This is a genomic window from Corynebacterium sp. HMSC066C02 (assembly GCF_001814945.1).
In the GTDB taxonomy this organism is placed as follows: Bacteria; Actinomycetota; Actinomycetes; order Mycobacteriales; family Mycobacteriaceae; genus Corynebacterium; species Corynebacterium aurimucosum.
Genome location: NZ_KV818463.1, coordinates 197,532 through 218,956, shown reverse-complemented (window position 1 = coordinate 218,956; position 21,425 = coordinate 197,532). Strand labels below are relative to the sequence as shown.

General features: G+C 60.4%; 23 protein-coding genes. 10 read left to right on the top strand and 13 right to left on the bottom strand.

The genetic code is table 11. The annotated features are described in order from the left end of the window. Positions 1-2 precede the first annotated feature (2 nt). From HMPREF2996_RS09125 to HMPREF2996_RS09105, 5 genes are all read right to left on the bottom strand, one after another. Complete coding sequence (locus HMPREF2996_RS09125) at positions 3-758, bottom strand: M23 family metallopeptidase (RefSeq protein WP_010187653.1); 756 nt, start codon at positions 756-758, stop codon at positions 3-5. A 386-nt stretch (positions 759-1,144) separates the two neighbouring features. Continuing rightward, on the bottom strand, positions 1,145-3,841 hold the full coding sequence (locus HMPREF2996_RS09120; protein WP_070731089.1) for an FtsX-like permease family protein: 2,697 nt from the start codon (positions 3,839-3,841) through the stop codon (positions 1,145-1,147). A 1-nt stretch (position 3,842) separates the two neighbouring features. Then, positions 3,843-4,559 (bottom strand): ABC transporter ATP-binding protein, encoded by a 717-nt coding sequence (locus HMPREF2996_RS09115; RefSeq protein WP_070447267.1) that lies wholly within the window; start codon positions 4,557-4,559, stop codon positions 3,843-3,845. Further along, positions 4,556-5,098: a PadR family transcriptional regulator gene (locus HMPREF2996_RS09110; protein ID WP_070731087.1), complete on the bottom strand. Its 543-nt coding sequence runs from the start codon at positions 5,096-5,098 to the stop codon at positions 4,556-4,558. Before HMPREF2996_RS09110 ends, HMPREF2996_RS09115 begins: the two co-directional genes overlap by 4 nt. Positions 5,099-5,351: 253 nt before the next feature. Further along, positions 5,352-6,104 carry a M23 family metallopeptidase gene (locus tag HMPREF2996_RS09105; protein WP_070646100.1) on the bottom strand — a complete coding sequence of 251 codons (753 nt, stop codon included), beginning with the start codon at positions 6,102-6,104 and terminating at the stop codon, positions 5,352-5,354. Between the two features lie 376 nt (positions 6,105-6,480). Here HMPREF2996_RS09105 and HMPREF2996_RS09100 point away from each other — a divergent pair, with 376 nt between their 5' ends. From HMPREF2996_RS09100 to purH, 3 genes are read left to right on the top strand one after another with little or no spacing between them, the layout of a single operon-like run. Continuing rightward, positions 6,481-8,223: a cell division protein PerM gene (locus HMPREF2996_RS09100; RefSeq protein ID WP_070731084.1), complete on the top strand. Its 1,743-nt coding sequence runs from the start codon at positions 6,481-6,483 to the stop codon at positions 8,221-8,223. 41 nt (positions 8,224-8,264) lie between these two features. Beyond that, a complete protein-coding gene (purN, locus tag HMPREF2996_RS09095) occupies positions 8,265-8,870 on the top strand; it encodes a phosphoribosylglycinamide formyltransferase (protein ID WP_070731081.1) in 606 nt (201 codons plus the stop codon). Positions 8,871-8,909: 39 nt separating this feature from the next. Next, the gene (gene purH / locus HMPREF2996_RS09090; RefSeq protein WP_070731079.1) at positions 8,910-10,442 is read left to right on the top strand and encodes a bifunctional phosphoribosylaminoimidazolecarboxamide formyltransferase/IMP cyclohydrolase; all 1,533 of its coding nucleotides are present in this window, start codon (positions 8,910-8,912) and stop codon (positions 10,440-10,442) included. 223 nt (positions 10,443-10,665) lie between these two features. Here the strand turns inward: purH and HMPREF2996_RS09085 are convergent, their stop codons facing one another. Then, complete coding sequence (locus tag HMPREF2996_RS09085) at positions 10,666-11,499, bottom strand: flagellar basal body-associated FliL family protein (RefSeq protein ID WP_070731076.1); 834 nt, start codon at positions 11,497-11,499, stop codon at positions 10,666-10,668. Between the two features lie 271 nt (positions 11,500-11,770). Here HMPREF2996_RS09085 and HMPREF2996_RS09080 point away from each other — a divergent pair, with 271 nt between their 5' ends. Beyond that, a complete protein-coding gene (locus tag HMPREF2996_RS09080; RefSeq protein WP_070447250.1) occupies positions 11,771-12,694 on the top strand; it encodes a hypothetical protein in 924 nt (307 codons plus the stop codon). Positions 12,695-12,762: 68 nt separating this feature from the next. After that, entirely contained in the window at positions 12,763-13,653 is an 891-nt protein-coding gene (locus HMPREF2996_RS09075) for a serine hydrolase (RefSeq protein ID WP_070447248.1), read from the top strand. Positions 13,654-13,676: 23 nt separating this feature from the next. On the opposite strand, the gene HMPREF2996_RS09070 is transcribed toward HMPREF2996_RS09075, so the two are convergent. Next, positions 13,677-14,345 carry a hypothetical protein gene (locus tag HMPREF2996_RS09070; RefSeq protein WP_070731073.1) on the bottom strand — a complete coding sequence of 223 codons (669 nt, stop codon included), beginning with the start codon at positions 14,343-14,345 and terminating at the stop codon, positions 13,677-13,679. A 144-nt stretch (positions 14,346-14,489) separates the two neighbouring features. On the opposite strand from HMPREF2996_RS09070, the gene HMPREF2996_RS09065 reads away from it, so the two are divergent. Continuing rightward, entirely contained in the window at positions 14,490-15,812 is a 1,323-nt protein-coding gene (locus HMPREF2996_RS09065) for a serine/threonine protein kinase (protein ID WP_070731071.1), read from the top strand. A gap of 134 nt (positions 15,813-15,946) precedes the next feature. Further along, positions 15,947-16,627 (top strand): DNA-binding response regulator, encoded by a 681-nt coding sequence (locus tag HMPREF2996_RS09060; RefSeq protein WP_246823023.1) that lies wholly within the window; start codon positions 15,947-15,949, stop codon positions 16,625-16,627. Between the two features lie 17 nt (positions 16,628-16,644). On the opposite strand, the gene HMPREF2996_RS09055 is transcribed toward HMPREF2996_RS09060, so the two are convergent. The 6 genes from HMPREF2996_RS09055 to rpmB all read right to left on the bottom strand — a co-directional run bounded on the left by HMPREF2996_RS09055 (position 16,645) and on the right by rpmB (position 19,467). Beyond that, positions 16,645-17,361: a TetR/AcrR family transcriptional regulator gene (locus tag HMPREF2996_RS09055; RefSeq protein WP_070447240.1), complete on the bottom strand. Its 717-nt coding sequence runs from the start codon at positions 17,359-17,361 to the stop codon at positions 16,645-16,647. Between the two features lie 88 nt (positions 17,362-17,449). Further along, complete coding sequence (locus tag HMPREF2996_RS09050) at positions 17,450-18,244, bottom strand: hypothetical protein (protein WP_070447238.1); 795 nt, start codon at positions 18,242-18,244, stop codon at positions 17,450-17,452. Between the two features lie 240 nt (positions 18,245-18,484). Next, a complete protein-coding gene (gene rpsR / locus HMPREF2996_RS09045; protein ID WP_010187626.1) occupies positions 18,485-18,739 on the bottom strand; it encodes a 30S ribosomal protein S18 in 255 nt (84 codons plus the stop codon). Positions 18,740-18,754: 15 nt separating this feature from the next. Next, entirely contained in the window at positions 18,755-19,060 is a 306-nt protein-coding gene (gene rpsN, locus HMPREF2996_RS09040; protein ID WP_010187625.1) for a 30S ribosomal protein S14, read from the bottom strand. A gap of 3 nt (positions 19,061-19,063) precedes the next feature. Beyond that, entirely contained in the window at positions 19,064-19,228 is a 165-nt protein-coding gene (rpmG, locus tag HMPREF2996_RS09035; RefSeq protein ID WP_010187624.1) for a 50S ribosomal protein L33, read from the bottom strand. 2 nt (positions 19,229-19,230) lie between these two features. After that, positions 19,231-19,467 (bottom strand): 50S ribosomal protein L28, encoded by a 237-nt coding sequence (gene rpmB, locus HMPREF2996_RS09030; protein WP_010187623.1) that lies wholly within the window; start codon positions 19,465-19,467, stop codon positions 19,231-19,233. A gap of 538 nt (positions 19,468-20,005) precedes the next feature. Here rpmB and HMPREF2996_RS09025 point away from each other — a divergent pair. From HMPREF2996_RS09025 to HMPREF2996_RS09015, 3 genes are all read left to right on the top strand, one after another. Continuing rightward, positions 20,006-20,275, top strand: a complete 270-nt coding sequence (locus HMPREF2996_RS09025; protein WP_070520710.1) for a type B 50S ribosomal protein L31 — start codon at positions 20,006-20,008, stop codon at positions 20,273-20,275. 15 nt (positions 20,276-20,290) lie between these two features. Continuing rightward, complete coding sequence (gene rpmF / locus HMPREF2996_RS09020; protein WP_010187615.1) at positions 20,291-20,464, top strand: 50S ribosomal protein L32; 174 nt, start codon at positions 20,291-20,293, stop codon at positions 20,462-20,464. A 257-nt stretch (positions 20,465-20,721) separates the two neighbouring features. Then, positions 20,722-21,420 carry a response regulator transcription factor gene (locus tag HMPREF2996_RS09015; protein ID WP_070718320.1) on the top strand — a complete coding sequence of 233 codons (699 nt, stop codon included), beginning with the start codon at positions 20,722-20,724 and terminating at the stop codon, positions 21,418-21,420. Positions 21,421-21,425 lie beyond the last annotated feature (5 nt).

Here is a 21,425-nt window from a genome sequence, read left to right as displayed (position 1 = left end):
CTTTAGATGAGGATGCCGCGCTCGCTGAACCAATCCACCGGATCAACGGCCGCGCCGCCGCCCGGGTGCACTTCGAAGTGCAGGTGTGGGCCGGTGGAGTGGCCCTCGTTGCCGATGACGGAGATCTGGTCGCCGGCCGTGACTCGGTCACCGACGTTGACCAAGAGCTGATCGCCGGGCATGTGGCCGTAGACGGTGATGGTGCCGTCGTCGTGCTGGATGCGGATCCAGTTGCCGAAGCCCTGGGCTGCGCCGGAGGAGATGACCTCTCCGTCCATGACTGCGTAGATGGGCGTGCCGACTGGGTTCGCTACATCGATGCCGTTGTGGAAGGAACCCCACCGTGGGCCAAAGCCAGAGGTGAAAGTACCGGAGGTCGGAAAGACCACGGTATTACCGTTGGCATCCTGGCCGCGCATAGGGGTGAGACCGGAGTGATCGCCCTGTGGGGCGAAGGCCTCGGCGAGACCAGGAATGCTGGAGGGATCGAGGACGATATCGAAGCCGTCCTGCGTGGAGTTGATTTCCGGGGTGGAGGCCCCGTTGAGGGCTCCGGCCGTGGAAACGATTAGCCCGGAGAATGCTTTGAAGAGGTCGGCCTTGGAGTCTTCCTTGACTTCGATGTCGCCGGCGGTTGGGCCCTGGGAGGACCCGTCGGAGACATCCACGCTTGCTGCCGGTTCGGCGGCGAACGCTGGGGCCGTCACGGTAGCGGTGGTGACCGCCACGGCGGCGAGTGCGCTGAGCGTGCGCTTCATAACTTCACGTCCTTAAGTCCTGCTGTGGCTCGCTTCCGCCGGCGTCAGCGGCAGGAAGCTTGTGAGCGATAGGGCACGGCCATACAGCCGTTATGCGCCTTGAAGCCTGCGACACGCCGGCGCGGGTGCGGCCGCGTGCTGAGGCTCTGTGGCAACGAGATACAAACTATCCCGAGCTATCACCCTGCGCAACGTCTAAAAATGCAGGTAAATACAGGGATTGTTCGAAAAACTATCGAACAGCCCAGCGTGTTACATGTGTGAAAGAAGTGAAAATTGTTACAGGGGTAAAGTAGAGGTTTAAAGAATGGGGGTAGGGGTTGGGGGGTGTGAAAAGAGTTGTTCCCCGGCCGAAGGCTCGGTCGGGGAACGGTGGGCCACGAGGGCTATGTCAGCGAACGTGATTCGCTGCGATCCCGTGCGGTCAGCGGTCCCGTCTTGTCGCTGCGATTGACCGCAGCCGCCAGTGCGGCGGCCAGAAGCGGCACGATAAGCACGGCGAGGAATTGCCACCAATCCGGGGTGAAGTAGTCCTGCGGGCGCAGACCATAAGGTGGCGTCGAGAAAACGAATCCAGAACTATCGGCAAAGAAGTACGTGCCGAGATGACCGGCAATCACGCCGAAAAACATGCTTACGGTGGCCAGCATCCAGGTCTGCCACGCCGCTACCTTGGCCATCAGTGAAGGGTGGGCGCCGATGGATTGCAGCACGGTGCTTTCCTGGCGCATGCTGCTCGCTGCGTTGGCAATGATGAGCGTCAGCACGATGAGGCAGACGATCCCCATTCCGAGGCCTAGGTAGTAGCGGAAACTTTCGGGAGTAGAGACTGCGAAGCTTAGCGAGTATTGCGACTGCGAAGCGCTCGCTGTCAGGTCTCGCAGCTCTTCGCGCTCTGACTCGCTCGGTGGTTCGTCGAACGCGAGGGCTTGGCCCACGTAGAAGGGCTCCATGTTCAGCTTCTCTGCTGCCTGCTGGCTAATCAAGACCACATCGCGGGCCGCGGTAGGCAGTGCCTCCACAATCGGCAGATCAGCCTCCTGCGTTCCGCTCGGTTCTGGGCTGTCAATGCGGTTGTAGGTTTTTACGGTCACCGTGCCGCGCGTGTTATTGCCGACGTGGCTGCTGTGGGGGAGCACGATGCCGCCGGCATCCAACGTCTGTGCCGCCGCGCGGCGATCTTCCTCCGAGTCGAATTGCCAGAGCTCAAGCTGGGAAGAATCGGTTTGAACCATCCTGCTTTGATAGATCAACGGGTTATAAGGAAATGACGTCATCAACTCGTGCGCACACTCCTGGCGAGCCTCTTCGGAATCATCGGTGCGCCGCCCCTGATTATCCACGAACACAGCCCTCTCAACCGGCTTGCTGAAATCGACCTGCTCGCACTGGTAATCAAATTCGGTGGTGAGCTCGTAAAAAGTGTCATCCTCCGGAAGGCTGAAAGACGTCGTCCACGAGGGGAAAGCATAGAAGGGATAGGAGCGGGCGGTGGTGGTCTGCTGGATTGCCTCTATCGCCGCGCGTTCTTCTGGCGTAGAAACCTGCGCTGGTTGGTCAAAGGTCGTCTCCTCAATCAGCGCAGAAGTAGGTGGCATGACGAGTTTTTCTTCGGCAGTGGACTTTGCGCTATCCGTCATGATGCCCACGCCAAACAGGGAGGCGACGAAGGCAACTGAGACGAGAGCGATGGACGTCGGCAAGGCGTGCATGCTGCGCCGGGTCAGGCCGCGTCCAGCCAGACGCAACGCGAGGGGGCCGCGACGAGATAGCAAGGAGCATAGGAAGACCAAAGCGGGGGCAGACGCGGCAACCGCGATGACTCCGAAGAGAGCCAGCACCGTGGGGATATACCCGCCCCATGGGCTGAAGCTGAAGAGCACGAGCAGAAGCAAGAATGCCGGGCCGATGGCCATCCACCGACGGAAGCGCAAGAGGCGGTCGGGGGCGGCGCCTTGAATTGCTGTGGACAGGGCGCCACGTTGCGCCAACCACGCGGGAACGATGGAGACAATGACACAGCCTGCCACCGCCACGAGCCATGCGAGGCCAATAGCTAGGAAGGTCGGGCGTGCAGCAAAGTCCGGATAGCGGGCTGTCCACCACACCCACGAGACCGTTAGGCCAACGATTGCACCGATGGTGGCGCCGATTAGTCCCATCAGCAGGCCATAGGCCATCACTGCGAACATGATGTGGCGTGGTAATGCACCCTGGCTCGAGATGAGCGCGTACAGGCGCGTATTGCGTCCGGTAGCCAGCGTGAAGACGGGCGCGAGAAGGAAAAGGATGAGCAATCCGGCGATGGCGTAGAGGCCGAAGAAGAAGAGCACGAAAAGAATGCTGCTCAGGATTCCACCAAAGGAATCCGACTCAGAATCGGGTCGGTCTGTATCTCGCAGCTCCGGTGCCCAGATTTCCAGCCCAGCTTCACGGGCGCGGTCGGCATCCTCTTTGGTCAGCGTTGTATCACCCACGATGACCCAGGAGGTGTTTATCTGAAAGGACGGGTCGCTGAGAGCGTCATTGAGGGTGGGGGAGGTGACAAAGTCATAGTTTTCGGGAGCAATAGCCGCGACTGTGGCTTGGTGGTCACTGCTCAGGGCGTTGGTGCGCACGGTGATGACGTCTCCAACGGAGGCGTCGAGCTTGTGTGCGGTAGAGCGCGATAGAACTGCCTGGTTGGGGCCAAGATTGAACTTGTCGACGGCCTCCTGTGCGGGCTCCGGCGGATTCTCTGCGTCGAATTGATCTACCCAGGAGCTGGCTGACTTCCCATTATGGATTAGTGACGTGCTAGAAAAAGCGGTGACCGGGCTGACGCTGAGGCCTCCAGGAAGCACGTCGGCAGCCAGACCTGGCACGTCTTCATAACTAATCTCCGGGTGTTCGGCGCTGATCTGCAGGGTTCGCTCGGGTGAGCTCAAGGCCGCGGAGAGCCGACCAGAGGAATTATCAAAGAGTGCCATTCCGATGACAAGGGCCACCGGTAGCGCAATGAGCATCACGGCAGCCAAAGTGCGCCATGGATGAAGCTTGAGATCGCGCCTCGTCGGGCGGGTGGCGGCATTAATGCCGGACATACTAACGCACCTCCTCGCCGGTGAGGCGCCCGTCGCGAACCATGACAACACGGTCAGCCCAGCCGGCGAAACGCGGCTCGTGAGTGACCAGTATGCCTGAGGCGCCGGCGTCGATACGTGCGCGCAAAACCTTCATGATCTCCTCACCCGTTGAGGTATCCAAGGCACCGGTAGGCTCATCCGCCAAAAGCACCTTGCGCGGTCCAATGAGCGCGCGGGCAATCGCCACGCGCTGGGCTTGGCCACCGGAGATTTCTTCCGGGAAGCGGTCGATGGTGCCGTCGAGACCGACCTCACTGAGTGCTTCCTCTGCAGCTTCTCGGCATTGCGCAGGCGAGAGCCCGTCCAGCTCAAGAGGGAGGGACACGTTCTCGCCCACGGTGAGGGAAGACACCAGGTTGAAGTGCTGAAACACGAGCCCCAAGTGGCGGCGGCGGGCGATGGCGGCCTTGGCTTTGGAGAGCTGGGATGCATCGGCACCGTCGAGAAGCACGCGTCCCGACGTCGGTGGCTGTAACAGCCCCGCGACGTTGAGCAGCGTGGACTTGCCGGAACCAGAAGGGCCCATGACCGCGACGAGTTCACCCGGTTTCAGCTGCAGGTTGACGGAATCCAGGGCGGTGACCTGGCGGGCGCCGCTACCGAAGACGCAGGTGATGTTCTCGAGTTCGAGCGGGAAAGGCATGTGCTGGGACGTGGGGATAGAGTCGGGGGTCATCGCGGGGCCTCCTCGGTGGCGGTTGGGTTGGCTAGGGATTCCACGCGGTCGAGCCAGCGTGAGAGAGATTCCAGGTCGAAGATTTGGCGCTCAACAGCCAAGCGCTGGGCGCTGCGCTCTGCGGGCAGTTCCGAGGCTTGGCGGTTGAGCTCACGCAGCTGGCGGACGGTGGCAAAGCGCTGGGCGTCGAGCACGGCAATGACGTCGACGTCGGAGCGTCGCGCTGCAAGCGACACTTTGAGCACGAGTTCATCGCGCTCGATGGCGTCGTTGTGCAGGGTGGACATCCACCACTGTGAGAGCTCTTCGTGGCCAGTTGGGGTTATGGCATAGCTGGTGGCGCGGCGCCCGGTGGGGCCGGTGAGCTCACCGTCGGTGGCGATAAGGCCATCGCGTTCCAAGCGGCTTAAGGTCTGGGCAACTTGACCCATGTTGAGCGGCCAGAGGTTGTCGAAGGTCTCGGCAAAGCGCGTTTTTATGTGGCTAGCTGTGGCGGGTTCTTCACTCAGCAGAGCAAGCACGGAGTGTTTGACGGACATGGTCACCTCCTGCGCGGAGGAAAGAGGGAGAATACGATCGGTGCATACCCGGTAAGTTACCGGGTAACCTTTGGGGCGGTCAAGAGTTTTCGGGAAAGGAATCTTTCAATACCCCCGTCCGCTTGTCCGGTGTGGAGTAGGTGGTGGAGCGTGCTCGAAGGCAAGGGCGGGGTGGTTGAGATGCAAAAAGCGGCACAGAGCAAAAGTGCTCTATGCCGCCTAAAAGTTGTTGGAAGGTTAGGTTGGGTAGGGCTTAAGAAATGTTGACGCCGCGCTCTGCAAGCCACGGAATCGGGTCTACAGCGCCCTCACCGGTGGGGTGAATTTCAAAGTGCAGGTGGGAGCCGGTGGAGAAGCCCAAAGAGCCCATGCCGGCGATCTTCTGGCCGGCGTGGACGCGCTCGCCCACAGCGACGTCGAGGGTCTGCATGTGTCCGTAGACGCTCATGGAGCCGTCATCGTGCTTGATGCGGATCCACTGGCCGTAGCCGGAAGCCGGGCCGGAATCGATGACGGTGCCGTCCATAACGGAGAGGATTGGGGTGCCTACGGCATTGGCAATGTCAATGCCGGAGTGGAAGGAGCCCCAGCGGGGGCCGAAGCCAGAGGTGAAAGTACCTTCTGCCGGGCGGGCAACGGACGGTGCACGGTTGGCTTCGTCAGCAGCTGCGCGCGCATCGGCGGCCTGAATGGCCTTGTCGAGCTGGGTAGCCAGGTCAGCGACCGGCTTGGTCTCAGCGATGGAGAGGATCTGTGGTGCGGCATCCTCAACGGCGGCCTGTGCGCCCTTGAGGGGATCGGTATCTGCCTGCAAGGTGTAGTCGATGGACTGTGCCTTGGTCTCACCAGTGCCAGCGGATTGAATGGTGCCGGCTGCGGCGCCGCCAACACCTGCGGTGGATACGGCGCCTGCGGCGACGGTCATTACCGCCAAGCGCCCCTTCGCGGTCTGCGAGGTGGTGATCTTGCGGTGGCGACCTGCGCTTCGCTGAGTCTTGCTTCGCATGAACTCTACTTCCGTCCTAATTCACTATCGTCCAGCCAGAACAATCGTTACATCTAAACCTGGTTGGTTATCCGATTGTGACCTTCCTGTTACCAACGAGATGTAACAGTAGCGTCTCGGCGAGAGCGGAGCAACCCGGATTGCGGTTTTTCTTCTTGATACGTCGAAAGATTTGCTTGTTTTGATGCGGTAGCTGATTCCCGTGAATGAAGTGATTCTCTGGCGGTGCTTTCGATCTCCGGTAGCGATGTGCGCGTGGGTAGTTCTCATGGGCGGATGCAGCTAAGGATATAGCTGATAAAGAGTATCCGTTCGGGGGTGTGCGCGACCTTTTAAATCAGACCTCGTCGCGCCACCCCCGGTGGGGGAGGTGCCCGTGGCAAAGTGGACGCCGATGAATAAGAACACGAGTCCCCAGTCTAGGTCGTCTGCCCGTCCACGCGCGCACGTGCGTGGACGCGGTGATGGTGCTGAGCACTCTGAGCGCGGGCACCGGCGGGATCGCCGGGATCCTGCGCAGCGTATTAAAGGAATCGAGTCAGACAAGGCACGTGCCCGCCGCGCACAGGCCCCAACAACACTGCGCGGGCGCATCCGTCGCATGCTCATCGTCGTCGGTGTTCCGCACCTCGTTGTTGTCCTCGGCATCCTGGTGGTCGCCATCGCAGCACTTCTTCTCACCAGCTCCCCGTCGGCGTGGCTGAACACCATCGTCGGGGAGGCTTGGATGGTGTTCAACCTTGCGCCTATCCGCGCTGGTGGAATTGATGTGGGCTTCGTTCCAGCCCTACCTGCACTGCTCTTGGCCTGGTTGGTGGGTCGCCGTGTGCGCGCGGCGGTGAAGGATAGGGTGAGCATCAACGACCTGCTTGTCTTGAGCGCCTGCGTGCTGGTGGTGCCACTCGTCCTGACTTTCATTGCGTGGTTGATGTTGTGGGATGCCGGGAAAGTCTATGATGTTTCTCCTCCGGAGCTCTATCGCGTTCTTCCCCGCATGCTTCTGCTTCATGCGGTTTCCCTAATTGGTGGCATGGGGCCTCGCTTGTGGAAGGCCTTGGCCAAGCGCAGCGGCATTCCGCGCGTGTTCGTCGACGCCGCCCGCATCGGCCTGAGCTACCTCGGATACCTGGTTGCGGCTGGGCTCGTCCTCGTGGTGGTTCTGTGGGGATTCGGTTGGTCGCGCCAGGCCGAGATGCTTGCCAGCTATCCGGTGCTCAATGCGCTGGGAACAATCGGCCTGTTTCTAGTAAGCATTGTGTACCTGCCCAACGCCGCGGTGGCAGCCGGCGCAGTGCTGAGCGGCTCGGAGATGCACATTGGTGAGGGAACCAGTGTGAGCCTCTTTAGCGGCCATGTAGTTCCGCTTCCTCCGCTACCTTTGGCCGCCGCGGTTCCGCCTTCCATTAGCCCTTGGTTCGCGGTGTTGTTGGTGGTCCCAGCAATCGCAGCCGTGGCGGCATTTGCTCGTCGCCGCGCCCTGGTGTCTTTCCAGGTCGTGCTCGTTGCAACCATCACGGTGGCAGTGACCGCCCTCGTGGCAATCTACGGTGTTTCCGGAACGTTGGGAGTGTATGGATACACAGGCCCTGAGGTCTGGACCGCAGTGGGCTTGAGCTCCCTGTGGTGCCTCGTCGTGGGAAGTGCTTTTGCCGCCGCACAGGCAGTGACGGCGTGGCGTGCGCGCCGCGCCACCGCCCCGGTTACTGAGCCGGAAGCTTCGGCTGCAGCTGAGGACGTTGAGGAGGTCACTGAGGACTCCACCAGCGCCGCTCAGGAAGAGCACGAGCAGGAACAGGCAGCGCTTGACGACGACATCGGTGTCGATACCGACACCGATACCGACATAGACACCGACATAGACGCCGACACCGAGGACGAGGCTGATGTCGAGGCGAAGACTGACACGGAGGAAGCCGATCCCGAAGTAGAGGCTGACGCTGAGACGGAGGCTGTGCCTGAGGCTGATGTGAGTGATGCAGAAATCGTGGAAACGGGCGATGTTGACGTCGACACCCAAGCTGAAGTCGAGGACGAAGCAGTAGCGGATGAAGACGGCGATGCGGAGCGCGCTCCAGAAACAGAGGAGAGCGAAGAGCCCGAAGGTTCCGTTAAAGAGTGAAAATTCCCCGGTTCGCAGCGGTAGCGGCTAGGCTGTAGCGCGTGACAACACCGCATCAGCCCGCTGCTACTGCCCGCCTCAACGTCGTGGTTCTGGTTTCTGGAACCGGCTCTTTATTGCAGGCCATCTTGGATGGCCAGGATGAGCACTACAGCGTCGTGAAAGTCATCGCGGACGTGCCTTGCCAAGGCATTGAGCGCGCGCAGGCGGCGGGAATCGCCACCGAGGTCGTAGAGATGGGTGCTGACCGCACCGAATGGAATAAGCGTCTGGTTGCCGCAGTGGATACTGCGCAACCAGACGTTGTTGTTTCCGCAGGTTTTATGAAGATCCTGGGTAAGGATTTTCTGGATCGCTTCGAAGGTCGCACCATCAATACTCACCCTGCGCTCTTGCCTGCCTTCAAAGGCGCGCATGGCGTGCGCGATGCGCTGGCTTATGGCGCCAAAGTCACAGGCTCGACTGTCCATTTCGTTGATGCTGGTGTCGATACCGGCTCCATCATTGCCCAGGAACCCGTCCGGGTCCTGCCAGAGGATGATGAAGCCAGTTTGCACGAGCGCATCAAAGTGGTCGAAAGAGAACTTATCGTCGATGTTCTCCGCGCGATGCGCGTGGAGGGCGAGACGCTCAGCATTCAGCTCTAACTATCTCATTACCGCAAGGAAGGCTTAAGTCCCCGTACCATGAGCGAAGATCCTAAGAACATCAAGCGCGCGCTAATTAGCGTTTATGACAAGACCGGTCTGGAAGACCTTGCCCGGGCACTTGATAACGCTGGCGTGGAGATCGTTTCCACCGGTTCCACCGCGAAGAAGATCGCGGACTTGGGCATTGATGTCACGCCCGTCGAGAAGCTCACCGGCTTCCCGGAGTGCCTCGAAGGCCGCGTAAAGACCCTGCACCCGCGCGTGCATGCAGGAATCCTCGCGGATACCCGCAAGGAGGACCACCTGAAGCAATTGGAGGAGCTGGAGGTAGAGCCCTTCCAGCTCGTCGTAGTCAACCTGTACCCCTTCCGCGAGACTGTGGCTTCCGGCGCGGACTTTGATGGCTGCGTGGAGCAGATCGATATCGGTGGTCCATCCATGGTGCGCGCTGCCGCGAAGAATCACCCGTCCGTCGCAGTCGTCGTGGATCCAGCCCGCTACGGTGATGTGGCTGACGCTGTGGCCAACGGCGGCTTCACCTTGGAAGAGCGTCGTGGCCTCGCCCGCGATGCCTTCCTGCACACCGCTGATTACGACGCCGCGGTGTCCGCATGGTTCGTCGATCAGCTCAGCGACGGTGACGTGACCACTCCGCTGCGCTACGGCGAGAACTCCCACCAATCCGCGACCGTGACCCGCATCGGTACCACTGGTTTGGCCAATGCGAAGCAGTTCAACGGCAAGGAGATGAGCTACAACAACTACCAGGATGCTGACGCCGCCTGGCGCGCTGCCTGGGATCATGAGCGCCCGTGCGTGGCCATCATCAAGCACGCCAACCCGTGCGGCATCGCGGTGTCTGAGGAGTCCATCGCGGCTGCTCACCGCGCAGCACACGCCTGCGACCCAATGTCTGCCTTCGGCGGAGTTATCGCGGTGAACCGCGAGGTCACCGTCGAGATGGCCGAACAGGTCAAGGAGATCTTCACCGAGGTCATCGTGGCTCCGTCCTACGAGGGGGGCGCCATCGAGGTTCTCAAAGCCAAGAAGAACCTGCGCGTGCTGCAGGCAGAGCATGAAGCGCCCAAGGAGGAAGTTAAGTACATCTCCGGTGGCATGCTCACCCAAGAGCCGGATACCTACCAGGCAGAGGGCGATAACCCGGCCAATTGGACGCTGGCTGCGGGTGAGGCGTTGAATGAATCCGACTTGGCGCAGCTCGAATTCGCTTGGCGTTCCGTGCGCGCGGTGAAGTCCAACGCCATCCTGCTGGCCAAGGACAACGCCACCGTGGGTGTCGGTATGGGCCAGGTCAACCGCGTCGATTCCGCCAAGCTCGCGGTGGAGCGTGCTAACACGCTGGCCGACGGCGCCAACCGCGCCGAAGGTTCCTTCGCTGCTTCCGATGCTTTCTTCCCGTTTGCCGATGGCCTGGAGGTTCTCCTTGAAGCCGGCGTGAAGGCCGTGGTGCAGCCAGGTGGTTCCATCCGCGATGAGGAAGTCATCGAGGCCGCCAAGAAGGCCGGGGTGACCATGTACTTCACGGGAACCCGCCACTTCTTCCACTAAATCCTGGATAGCCCGCTGCCGTAGGCAGCGCGCAGCCGTCTCTCTTCGCCGTTGCTGTTTCGCCGCACGGGGAAGGAGGCGGCTTCGTATATATGGCAGCTTTCCCTAGAGGGCAGCAACTGCCCTAAACGACGAAGTTATGCGCCGCCACTGCAGTCAGAGGCTATAACTTTGGCAACTAGGGCAGCTTCGGCGCTACTGCGCGAGGGCCCGACGGCATGCGTTACTGCGCGTGGAGGGAAGCCACCGCGAAGCCAGTGTTGTCCGCAGGATTGCCGTTGGCGTCCTTATACGTAAAAGTAAAGCGCAGGGCTTGGTGGTCTGCGATGTTGATGGGCATCTCGAGAGCCTCCTCTGCCGGGACCTCGAAGGAAGCCAGCTCAGCACCGTCAGCTCCGTTGACGGTAACGGTGGCGCTGGCAACATCAGTATTCTCCCGGTCATCGCTGAAACCAAAGATCGCGTTGAGTTGGTTATGGCCTTCGGTCAGCTGTACGTCCGCGATGTTGGTGCTACCGGAGCGCGAGACATAAGAGTCCGGGAAGAAGGTGTGGGCAATGACCACGCCGTCAGCCTCCAGGTCAGTATCGATACGGCCGCTGGTGGCAAGAGGAGTTCCCGGAAGCGTAGCTGTTGAGGTCGGTTCGGAGGATGCAGCGGTGTGGCCTGAGCCGGACGACTCGCGTCCCCAGATAAACCATGCACCGACGCCGAGAATGACCGCGAGGATGACGAGCAGAGCAATCAGCGCGGCGATGGCACCACTGAAACGACCTGTGCCCTTCGGCGGTTGTGGAGCGGTGTACGCGGTGGGTTGAGGTGGACTCGGCGGAGTTGGAGCACTCCCGCCGAAAGGCTGTGAGCTGGGGCTAGCAGATTGCCCACCAAACGGCGGAGTGTTGCCGAACCCGCCCGGAGAACCGCCCGAGCCGGACTGATGTGGGCCGTTAGCACCGCCGGGGGCGCCGGGGCGGCCAAACCCCGGAGCGGGTGAACCGAAGCCGGAGGAACCGGAATTGCGTGGCGGAGTGCCCGAAGGGCCGGTAGGAAACGTCATGGCTGGGAGAATAACAACCTTTCCGTGCACAGGGGAGATAGAGCATTGAGATACCTCTAATAATCTAAACCCTCCACCGCTGTCCGCGCGGACAGAGATGCAAACTCGTGGGAATACTCCCCATCAGAATCAGAAAAGTCGTGGAAACACGGCGTCGTGAATGAAGCACGATGCACGAACCTCACCGCAATCGTGGTAGCTGTGCAAAGATAAGAAAGATAGAAAACGCCTATCGGGCATAACCAGAACGTCTAGATCTACGGAGGCTTCGGTGACTGACTCAGATCGCAACCATGGATTCGGCGCACAGTACCCGCAGGGAAATAGCGGCCAGCCGCAGCCTTCCCGTAAAGATACCCACCCGGAAACCGCGGATTTTGAAGCGCCGCCAACGCAACAGCGTCCCCTGCCGCCCCGGAGCTACCCGCAGAACACGGGAAACAATCAGAGTTATGCGCACTCCGGCGAGCGCAATTACTCGAACCCTTTTGCCGCCTCCGGTGCATCAGGCCAGTACGGCCAGCAACAGCAGTTCCAGACGCAGCACTTCGCGTCCCAGCAGGTGCCGCAGGACGGTAGCGGACAGTATGACCAGCAGCCAGCAGGGTACCCCGCTGGCTATTCTCAGGAGAGCAGCGGACGTGGCAGCTCCTCCAACTCCGGCAAGTTTGTGCTTATCGCCGTGCTGATCCTGGCGGTCGTCCTCGTTATGGCCGCGCTGGCCTACATTTTTTTCTTCAAACATGCCGACTCACATTCTCAAGCCGGCTCGCCCCTGACCACCGCGCAACTCACCGAGCAGAATGAGAGTGCACAGGAAGACGCAGAGAGCGCGGGGAGCGAGGAGAACTCTGAAGAAACGACAGAACAGACCACGACGACCTCGCAGTCTCACAAGCGCCCCGAGTACCCGGACTTGCCGGAGGGGGCGATTCCGGCGAACGACGCCGCGCGCAACAACGAACCGGGTGGCAACTTCAACAGTGTCTACCGTGGAACAGTGGTAACGACGGAATCCTTCGCCAACGTTGTGCGCGATGAGTACGTCAAGCACTACGTGGAAACCCACGAGTTTGATGCCACCATTAAGGCCTACAGCCCAGTCACCGAGATCACCTACACCATGGATTGTTCCGACAACGGTGAATTTGTCACCTGTACCGGTGGAAACAACGCGGTTGTGCTCATCCTCTAATGCTCAGGCGGTCAACAATGAAACAGGTAGCAATGCGACGTCGCAGCCCTGTACAGCCGCGGCGTAGGATGGCAGTACTAGCAGCGCTGGTGGGGATTGCGGGGGCGTCGCTAAGCGCCTGCACCATTGGTGATGTCTCCACACCTGAGTCCAGCACTCCGGCGAGCAGCCCACAGCCCACGCTGCCTGATTCCGGGGCAGAGGTATCTGATGGACCCGCCGCTGATTCAGCCCTCGACAAGGAACCAACCATGATTAATGCTACCGACCTTCAGGAAGCTGTCGACGCCATCGCTGCAGACAACCCCGGTACCGGGATCGCGGTGGCCGGCTCAGGAACCGTCGCAGCGGCTGGCAACACCGGCCCGCTGCCTGCGTGGTCCACCGTGAAAGTCCCGTTGGCCATCGCCGCCGAACGCGCCGGGGTGGCGGATCCCGATACCGTATCCCGGGCGATCACCTATTCCGATAACGCCGCGGCCGATTCTCTCTGGGAGGCCCTCGGCGGGGGAGAACAAGCCGCACAAGCCACCCAGGCCATCATTGGCACAACTGAGGTCCCCGCTACGCCACCGCGCCCCGGTTTTAGCGCCTTCGGCCAAACACAGTGGTCGGTGTCTGAGCAAGCAGAATTCATCGCCGCGCTGGGGTGCCACGAAGGCACGGATCCGATCCTTGCAGCCATGGGACAGCCGGATCCCGCGCAGAACTATGGTCTTCGGGCTTTAGAAGGCGCGGTGATGAAAGGCGGCTGGGGGCCGGCCGAGGACGGCTCTTATGAAGCCCGCCAGATGGGATTAATCACGCTAGGCGGGCACACGGTGGCAGTGGCGATCTATGCCGCAGCGCCTTCCGGCGATTATGGCGAAGCACAGCAGATGCTGAGCCGCGTGGTCAAACAGCTGGCCACGGCAGAGGTCGAGTGGCCCGATGCGCGATGCCAGCAGGGCGCTGTTTAAGAAGCACGAGCGATGTAAAGGCGCTAGCGCGGCCAATAGTCCTCGAATTCGCCGGCCTCGCCGTCGATGTCATAGTCCGTGCCGCGAATGTTCAGCACGGAGCCGGTGTCTTTCCCGCTGGCTGGATCAAGAATCGTGGCGCTGAAGGAATCCCCTTCACCACGCGCCGGGCCAAAGGCAGCGCCGCTGGACCAAACACCGCGGTAAAAGAGGGAGTCCTGTTTCTCACAGACCACAATGTGGGAATCGGGATCGGTGCCATGGGCAGCGAAGATCATATCCTCCCCCTGTTGGCAGCGTGCCTCAGGATAATCGGACCAACCGGCGGCAGTGAGTCCCTCGGGGACGTCGGCAGCCCCGGCGCTCACTGAAGTTCCCGGAGCCTGCTCGCTCGGTGCTTCTGCCTCGTCCGTTTCTTCATCTTTCTGCGCAGCAGTCTCCTCCGGGGAGGCAGCCTCCTCCTGAGGGGCTGTCTGCTCCGAGTTTTCGCTGGTGCTGGACGTTTGTTGGCTGGTGGAGCGGGCGTCGTACCAGATAACGAGGCCTGCAATCACCAGCGCAATGAGAATTGCGATCGCGCAGATGATCGGAACGAGGTTGCGCTGCTCCGATTGAGGCTGCCGAGACTGGCCCGACACCGGTGTAGGGGGCTTATGCTCGTGATGGTTAGTGCCAAATCCTGGGGTCGTCATAGGGTCCTTGGAAAACGGTAGAGAACAACACGTAGCATAACCGGCTTGGCAACACCGGACGGAACCGCGCTTAAGTACCCTCCATTTGGGGGCGATGGGACATGGCAACATCATGCTGCCCAGTGCATATGGTCCAATGGGGCAGTGACTAATTCCTACTTCGTGCAATGGCTGACCCAGCAGAAGCGCTACACCAACGTGTACCTGTTGGGTGAAGGCGGCATGGGGCAGGTCTTTCATGCCACGGATCCGGACCTTTCCCGTGAGCTCGCCGTCAAGGTGCTGTTGGATGACGTCCGTGATGAAGCCTCCCGCGCCCGTTTCCACAATGAAATGAAGGCGCTCACGAAGATCGGTAGCCACCCAGGGGTAGTCCAGTTTTATTCCAAGGAGTCCACCCCGCGCGGCGATGACGTTATGGTCATGGCCTTCATCGACGGCAAAACCTTGGGGCATGCTATCCGTGAGCGGGCTCACCAGGGCCGGGGATTTAGCGTGGCGGAGGTTGTGTATTACCTCAAACCAATTGCCTCGGCGTTGGATTATATGCACCATGAGCTGCACCCTGGGTGGGTGCATCGGGACATCAAGCCCGCCAATATTCTATTGCGTAAGAACCCCGGCAGCTTGCCACCGGCTGTGCTGAGTGATTTCGGAATCAGCATTGAGGAGGGCCAGTCTCGGCTGACCAAAATCGGCCACATTGTGGGAACTGAGAAATACTTGGCCCCGGAAAATAACGGTAATGCTTATGGCGATGATGATATGTCGGCGCGCGCGGACGACTATTCCTTGGCCCTTATCGCCTTCGAGATGCTTACGCTGCATCATCTTAAGGACACGATGCCGCGCAGCGAGTGGGAAGGGCAGCGGCGCATCCCGGATCTGTCCAGTGATGCCTTCGCCGAATTCCTGGCAGGGGACACAAGCCGAGTTGTGTCGGAAGTACAGACCGTACTGAATAAGGCACTCAACAGCGTGCCCATGCAGCGCTATGCGCGGGCCCAGGACTTCATTGCCGCGCTTGGCGACGTCTCCCAGTCCCGCCCCGCCCAGCGTGTGGCGGCACCGGCCGCCGATGCTCCGCGTATAGCGCCCACGCCGCAGCCTTCGGCACAGCCGGAGCAACCGCGAAATGCCGGAAGAGCTGGGCAGCCGAGCCAGTTTGGTCGGCATCCTCAACCCTCCCAACGCTGGCCGGAACCTGCCGCTTCCTTCGGATCCGTGGAACGGGCAAGGCCTACTGGCTTCGTTGCCCCTTCGAACCCGATCGCGTCCCCGGGGACTGTGTCACCTTCCACACCGGTTACGCCGGCGATGCCAGGGTCTACCGTCCAACGCCGTTCCACGCCGCAGCAAGCAAACAACAAGCCGCCTGCGAGGGATAATTCAAACGCTCTCATTATCACGGTGACCGTCGTTGTCATCATCCTCATCTTTGTGGTGACGTGGGCTATCGTGGCCTAGCGCTAGCGGGGTGGGGCAGTAACTTAGCGAGCGGAACTAAAGTGAGAGCCGCTACACTGAAAGACACTGTTTGAAGGCGCCTCGCCGGGATGGATGGCGATGTGCGCACGTTTCCCAGCCCTACGGAGGTGTCTATGAGCTCGCAGCAGCCACTCCCACCGCAGAACGCTCCTCAGGGGCCGCGGCTGCGCATTGATGATTTGATCGGTGGCGTGATGGTCATGTCCCCGGGCCAAGAAGTCATTGTCGGCCGCGCCGGTGACTTCCGGGTAGGCGAGGAGGACCTCAGCCTGCACCGCCAGCTGTTTCAGCTGTGGTACGGCGGACAGGGATGGATGATTTGCAACGTGGGCAGCCATATCCCACTGCGCATCGAGCTGCGCGGTGTCACGGGGTTTTCCCGCATCGATTTGGGCCCGCGTTCAGTAGCGGCTGTACCCCCGGGGCCATCGCGGATTACCTTTGAGACTCCCGAATGCCCCTATGAGCTGTATATAGACGTGGAAAACAGCAACTACTCGCGTCGCACAAAACGCGAGCAGGATGTCGATGAGGAGCGCACGCGCACCCGCCACGTTCCCAATGACGAACAAGAAGAGTTGCTGCGCCTGCTAGCCAGCTACCTCAAAAAGCCGGGCTCCACCGATGCTGATATCCCTTCGGTCCGCGAGATCGCCGAGGAGCTGGAGTGGACGGAAAAGAAGACGAATCACAAGATGGACCGCCTTGTGGACAGCCTCCGAGCAGACGGTGAAAAGGCGTATAAGCCTTATAAGACCTTCCTAGCGCACTATGCCATCCGGCACGGCCGCTAGGGCATCCGCTACGGCCGCTAGCGAGTCGACTTCTTCCGGTCGGCCGCGGCAGCGGCAGCGGAGGAAATAGAGTCGTTGCGGTTCTTGAGCAGATCTAAGGTGGTCGCTTCGGCGTCCTTAGGCGGGGTGGCGCCGAGGACTGCGAGGGCGGCGTCGGCAAGCATGGCAGACTGCTCCGGTACGCGCTGCGAAGCATCAAATGGCGCGTTGCCATCGTTGGGGCGCATCTCGATGACGGAGAGCGCGATGTGGAAGGGCAGCTCGAGGCGCGGATCATCCTCGCCCACAATCCCCGCTGCGGCAGTGCGGAAGTGCTCTTTCAAGCGGTCACGCTGTTCGTGATACTCGCCGAATTCGGGGGAGTTGGCCACCGGCAGTTGATACAGACGGCCTACATTCCACGCTGAGGTCAATAGCAGGCGCGACTCTGCGGCCACAAGGGACCACAAGCGCTGTGCCGGTGCAGCGTCTGAGGCTGCGAGCTCATCCGCGAGTTCCAGCGAAGGCTCAATGGTGGAATTGAGCAGAGTGAGGAAGATATCCGTCTTCGAAGGAAAATGGTAGTACAGCGAGGCCTGACGGATACCGACGGCATCGGCAATCTGGTGCGTGGAGGTAGTCGCAAAGCCCTGGGTGGTGAAGAGCTCGGATGAAGCATCCAGGATCTCCTCGCGCGCGGTGTTTCCCCGGCGGCGCGGACTGTTCTTCCGTGGCCTGCCAACGCTCCCTGCCATGAGGCGGACTCCCTTCGATAAAATTCATGTAATAACTGACGGCAAGTCAGTAATCCTACACCCCGCGGTGAACGGCGATCGTTAACGCTTAGCTTTCACTACAGCTAACCACACTACCGTGCCTAGCCACGATGGATTCGATAGCAGCAGAGACAGTGCGGCACGCCGAACCGTAGGCGGTGCGGTCCAAAGGCGGCAAATCTGCCAGCATAACGCTGTGCTGATCGACGCCCTCGTACCACCGGCCCAACTCGAGGGCGATGCCCGTGCCCCAAGCTAGGCTCAGCCCCTCCGCTTCGGCGGAGGTAAGAAGCTCACGCTCGACGCCAATGGCGAGGCGGTCTGGGGTGGGGCGGGGCGCGGGAGCTGCCCAACGGGCGATGGCAGACACCGGTGCGAGCAAGGAGAGACGAATGGACACGTCGGCAGAGCGGTCGGGGAGACCGTCGACGAGCTTCAGTGGTGCCGGTCGCTGAGACACTGCCTCGGCGTAGAGTTCCTCCTCGCCGCCCGCGCCTAGGGGAAGGCCGGCGTCCGCACGCGTCGATGCTAGGTCTTGCACCGCACCACAGGATAGACCGGCTTCAGTGATAATCTGCTCCAGCTGTTCGTCGGTGCCCAGCCACGTGATGGGGAGCGAGGGGAGAAGGTCGCCGCGGGCAGCGGCGCCGGTGAGCCGCACAGGGCTCGCCAGACCGGGAGAGCGGACAATATCGGTCACCACGCGAGAAAACCAGGCAGCGAGCTCAACTCCATCTCCGCGGTGGGCTGTGGCGTTGCGCAGCAGGTCCTGTGCCTCCTCTAGCAGGCCACGGGCATGGGCAGGGGAGTGGCAATGGGTGGCGAGTTCACTGAGATCGGTGAGGGATTCGTGCAGTGGCATAAGGTCCTTGTTTCCCTTTCCATCAGGGGCGTTCTAGCCCTTCAATCTATCACTCTGCACGCGCGCGTTGAACATGACAGGGTGGATACGGGCGCACAAGGTTGCTGGTTGGAAAATAAAAGCCGCCGCCTACTTTCCCCTTTCAGTAGGGGAGGTAGGCGGCGGCTAAAAGCTCTTTTGTCCTGTCCTAGTGTGTCACGAGTACAGCGGCAAAAGTGCGCTGTTGAAACCAGCTAGTGTTTAGCGGGACGTGAACGGCAGGAGAGCCATTTCGCGTGCGTTCTTGACGGCAGTAGCAACCTGACGCTGCTGCTGCGGGGTCAGACCGGTGACGCGACGGGAGCGGATCTTGCCGCGGTCGGAGATGAACAGACGCAGGGTCTTGATCTCCTTGTAGTCAACCTTCTCAATGCCTTCGGCCTTGAGCGGGTTCTTCTTCGGGCGGCGGGTCTGCTCCATACGGAACTTCTTGTGATTATTACGCTTGACAGCCATTGTATGGGTACCCCTTTACCAGCTGGACTTGCGAACGCCCGGCAGCTCACCACGGTGAGCCATGCCGCGCATACGGACACGGGACAGACCGAACTTGCGGAGGTAACCGCGCGGACGTCCATCAGCGGAGTCGCGGTTACGGACGCGGACGCGGGCGGCGTCGCGCGGCTGACGGTTCAGCTCGAACTGCGCCTCGAGGCGCTCTTCGTCCGGGGTGTTCGGGTTCTTGATGATTGCCTTGAGCTCAGCGCGACGCTCCGCGTAGCGGGCGACGATTTCCTTGCGCTGCTCGTTCTTGGCGATCTTTGACTTCTTAGCCATAAATTATCGCTCCTCGCGGAATTCGACGTGCTTGCGGACGATCGGATCGAACTTCTTCAAGGTGATGCGATCCGGGTTGTTGCGCTTGTTCTTACGGGTCACGTAGGTGTAACCGGTGCCCGCAGTGGACTTCAGTTTGATGATTGGACGGATGTCATTACGTGCCATCTTTAGATCTTCTCCCCACGTGCGCGAATCTTAGCCACGACGGACTCGATGCCATCGCGGTCGATGATCTTCATGCCCTTGGTGGAAACGGTCAGGGTGATGGTACGGCCCTCAGAGGGCAGGTAGTACCGACGACGCTGCACGTTGGGGTTCCAACGGCGCGAGGTGCGGCGGTGCGAGTGCGAGACCTGCTTGCCGAATTCCGGCTTGCGGCCCGTTACCTGGCAAATAGCCGACATGGGTCTTCTTTCTCCTAGCCGCCCACATCGAAAGCGACTAACGGAGTGCCTATTCCGCGGTGAGGCGCGGCGCTCGAAAAGTGAGGTTGAGCAGGAGGCATATATCCGTTGAACACCAGTTGATGAGGGCGTAAAACGATTACTTTGACAACAGCAAGGGGAAATCTTACATGCCACGGACTGCAGAACCTAATCACCGTTGAATTATCGTCGGGCTTTGGCGCTTATTATTTGTGTCTCGCCCACGGCTCTCCCGTGGTGAAGCTGCAGGCGGGGGCGTTGGAGGCGGGTTTCCGCGCCTAACTCTGTGGGCTGCGTCCTGCGGCGATTTCGATTTTAATGCCGCTGGCCTGTAGGATATTTCGAGTTGTCGGCACGAGCCGCACAATTTTGTAAGTATAGAGACCCAACTCGGGCACGATCCTTTCACGCTCCCAAAAGCCATCGAGCGCCGTCATCGCGGCGATGCTCGGTGGTATGAAAAGGGAAGCGTCGCGGAAGGAACCGACCCGTAGTTCAACCCTGAGGGAATCGACATATGAAGAAAGATATCCACCCGGATTACCACCCGGTGGTCTTTAAGGACGCCGGTACCGGCCACTCCTTCCTGACCAAGTCCACCGCTACCTCCGAGCGCACCGTTGAGTGGGAAGACGGCAACGAGTACCCGCTCATCGTCGTTGACGTGACCGCTGAGTCCCACCCGTTCTGGACTGGTGCGCAGCGCGTTATGGATACCGCTGGCCGTGTTGAGAAGTTCAACCAGCGCTTCGGTGCAATGGCTCGCCGCAAGAAGAAGAACGCGTAAGGAGGATAGAAGAAGATGGCAACTCCTAAGTTTAAGAAGTCCCGCGCGAACACTCACTCTCGCCGTTCCCAGTGGAAGGCTGACAATGTCGCCCTCCAGGAAGTCACCATCGACGGCCAGACCGTGCGCATTCCGCGCCGCCTGGTTAAGGCTGCCAAGCTCGGCCTGGTAGACGTCGAGCAGTTCTAAGGTCTGAAGCGCTTTCAGCGTTGAGGTCTTAGGGCCATGACTGTTACCCCGCGAATCCACAAAGAAAAGTGGATTTGCGGGGATTTTTGTTATGCCTGAAAATTTTTGTTTTTGTTGTCGTGTCCACTGTTTATGTAGCTTGGAACAATTGTTTAGCACACGTATAAACTATTGCGGTGCTTAAGGGGTGGCTTTTAGGGGGCGACAGGCTGGGTTCTACTTCGTGAATAGGGCCCCGATAGGACATAATTGAGATTATGAAAATTCTTGTCGTCGATGACGAGCAGGCTGTACGCGAATCGCTCCGCCGCTCTCTGAAGTTTAATGGCTACGAGGTCATATTGGCCGCTGATGGCGTACAGGCTGTCGAGATGGTGCACAGTGAGCACCCAGAGCTTCTCATCCTCGATGTGATGATGCCGAACATGGATGGTCTGGAGGTCTGCCGCACCCTGCGCAGCGAAGGTTGGGACCGCCCCATTCTGGTATTGACGGCTCGCGACGGAGTGTCGGACCGCGTTGCGGGTCTTGACGCGGGCGCTGATGACTATCTTCCCAAGCCCTTCGCGCTGGAGGAGTTGCTAGCTCGCGTGCGTTCCTTGGTCCGCCGTGCCGCTGCGGAGTCGATTGCTAAGAAGCAGCCAGTTGAAACTCAGTTGAGCTTTGAGGACCTCAAGCTCGATGCCGATACGCGTGAGGTGACTCGGGGCGAGCGTCAGATTTCTTTGACCCGCACTGAGTTTGCCCTGCTGCGCCTGCTCATGGAGAACCCCCGCAAGGTACTCTGCCGCAATACCATCTTGGAAGAGGTATGGGGCTATGATTTCCCGACCTCCGGAAACGCTCTTGAGGTCTACATCGGTTACCTCCGAAAGAAGACTGAAGAAAGTGGCGAGCCGCGTCTTATTCACACCGTGCGTGGCGTTGGCTACGTCATGAGGGAGGCTATCGCGTGATTCTG

What these genes read in the sequence shown, in the direction of transcription:
- HMPREF2996_RS09125 (WP_010187653.1), bottom strand. Translation starts at nt 758, where the DNA reads ATGAAGCGCACGCTCAGCGCACTCGCCGCCGTGGCGGTCACCACCGCT.
- HMPREF2996_RS09120 (WP_070731089.1), bottom strand. Translation starts at nt 3,841, where the DNA reads ATGTCCGGCATTAATGCCGCCACCCGCCCGACGAGGCGCGATCTCAAG.
- HMPREF2996_RS09115 (WP_070447267.1), bottom strand. Translation starts at nt 4,559, where the DNA reads ATGACCCCCGACTCTATCCCCACGTCCCAGCACATGCCTTTCCCGCTC.
- HMPREF2996_RS09110 (WP_070731087.1), bottom strand. Translation starts at nt 5,098, where the DNA reads ATGTCCGTCAAACACTCCGTGCTTGCTCTGCTGAGTGAAGAACCCGCC.
- HMPREF2996_RS09105 (WP_070646100.1), bottom strand. Translation starts at nt 6,104, where the DNA reads ATGCGAAGCAAGACTCAGCGAAGCGCAGGTCGCCACCGCAAGATCACC.
- purH (WP_070731079.1), top strand. Translation starts at nt 8,910, where the DNA reads ATGAGCGAAGATCCTAAGAACATCAAGCGCGCGCTAATTAGCGTTTAT.
- HMPREF2996_RS09085 (WP_070731076.1), bottom strand. Translation starts at nt 11,499, where the DNA reads ATGACGTTTCCTACCGGCCCTTCGGGCACTCCGCCACGCAATTCCGGT.
- HMPREF2996_RS09075 (WP_070447248.1), top strand. Translation starts at nt 12,763, where the DNA reads ATGGCAGTACTAGCAGCGCTGGTGGGGATTGCGGGGGCGTCGCTAAGC.
- HMPREF2996_RS09070 (WP_070731073.1), bottom strand. Translation starts at nt 14,345, where the DNA reads ATGACGACCCCAGGATTTGGCACTAACCATCACGAGCATAAGCCCCCT.
- HMPREF2996_RS09060 (WP_246823023.1), top strand. Translation starts at nt 15,947, where the DNA reads ATGAGCTCGCAGCAGCCACTCCCACCGCAGAACGCTCCTCAGGGGCCG.
- HMPREF2996_RS09055 (WP_070447240.1), bottom strand. Translation starts at nt 17,361, where the DNA reads ATGGCAGGGAGCGTTGGCAGGCCACGGAAGAACAGTCCGCGCCGCCGG.
- HMPREF2996_RS09050 (WP_070447238.1), bottom strand. Translation starts at nt 18,244, where the DNA reads ATGCCACTGCACGAATCCCTCACCGATCTCAGTGAACTCGCCACCCAT.
- rpsR (WP_010187626.1), bottom strand. Translation starts at nt 18,739, where the DNA reads ATGGCTGTCAAGCGTAATAATCACAAGAAGTTCCGTATGGAGCAGACC.
- rpsN (WP_010187625.1), bottom strand. Translation starts at nt 19,060, where the DNA reads ATGGCTAAGAAGTCAAAGATCGCCAAGAACGAGCAGCGCAAGGAAATC.
- rpmG (WP_010187624.1), bottom strand. Translation starts at nt 19,228, where the DNA reads ATGGCACGTAATGACATCCGTCCAATCATCAAACTGAAGTCCACTGCG.
- rpmB (WP_010187623.1), bottom strand. Translation starts at nt 19,467, where the DNA reads ATGTCGGCTATTTGCCAGGTAACGGGCCGCAAGCCGGAATTCGGCAAG.
- HMPREF2996_RS09025 (WP_070520710.1), top strand. Translation starts at nt 20,006, where the DNA reads ATGAAGAAAGATATCCACCCGGATTACCACCCGGTGGTCTTTAAGGAC.
- rpmF (WP_010187615.1), top strand. Translation starts at nt 20,291, where the DNA reads ATGGCAACTCCTAAGTTTAAGAAGTCCCGCGCGAACACTCACTCTCGC.
- HMPREF2996_RS09015 (WP_070718320.1), top strand. Translation starts at nt 20,722, where the DNA reads ATGAAAATTCTTGTCGTCGATGACGAGCAGGCTGTACGCGAATCGCTC.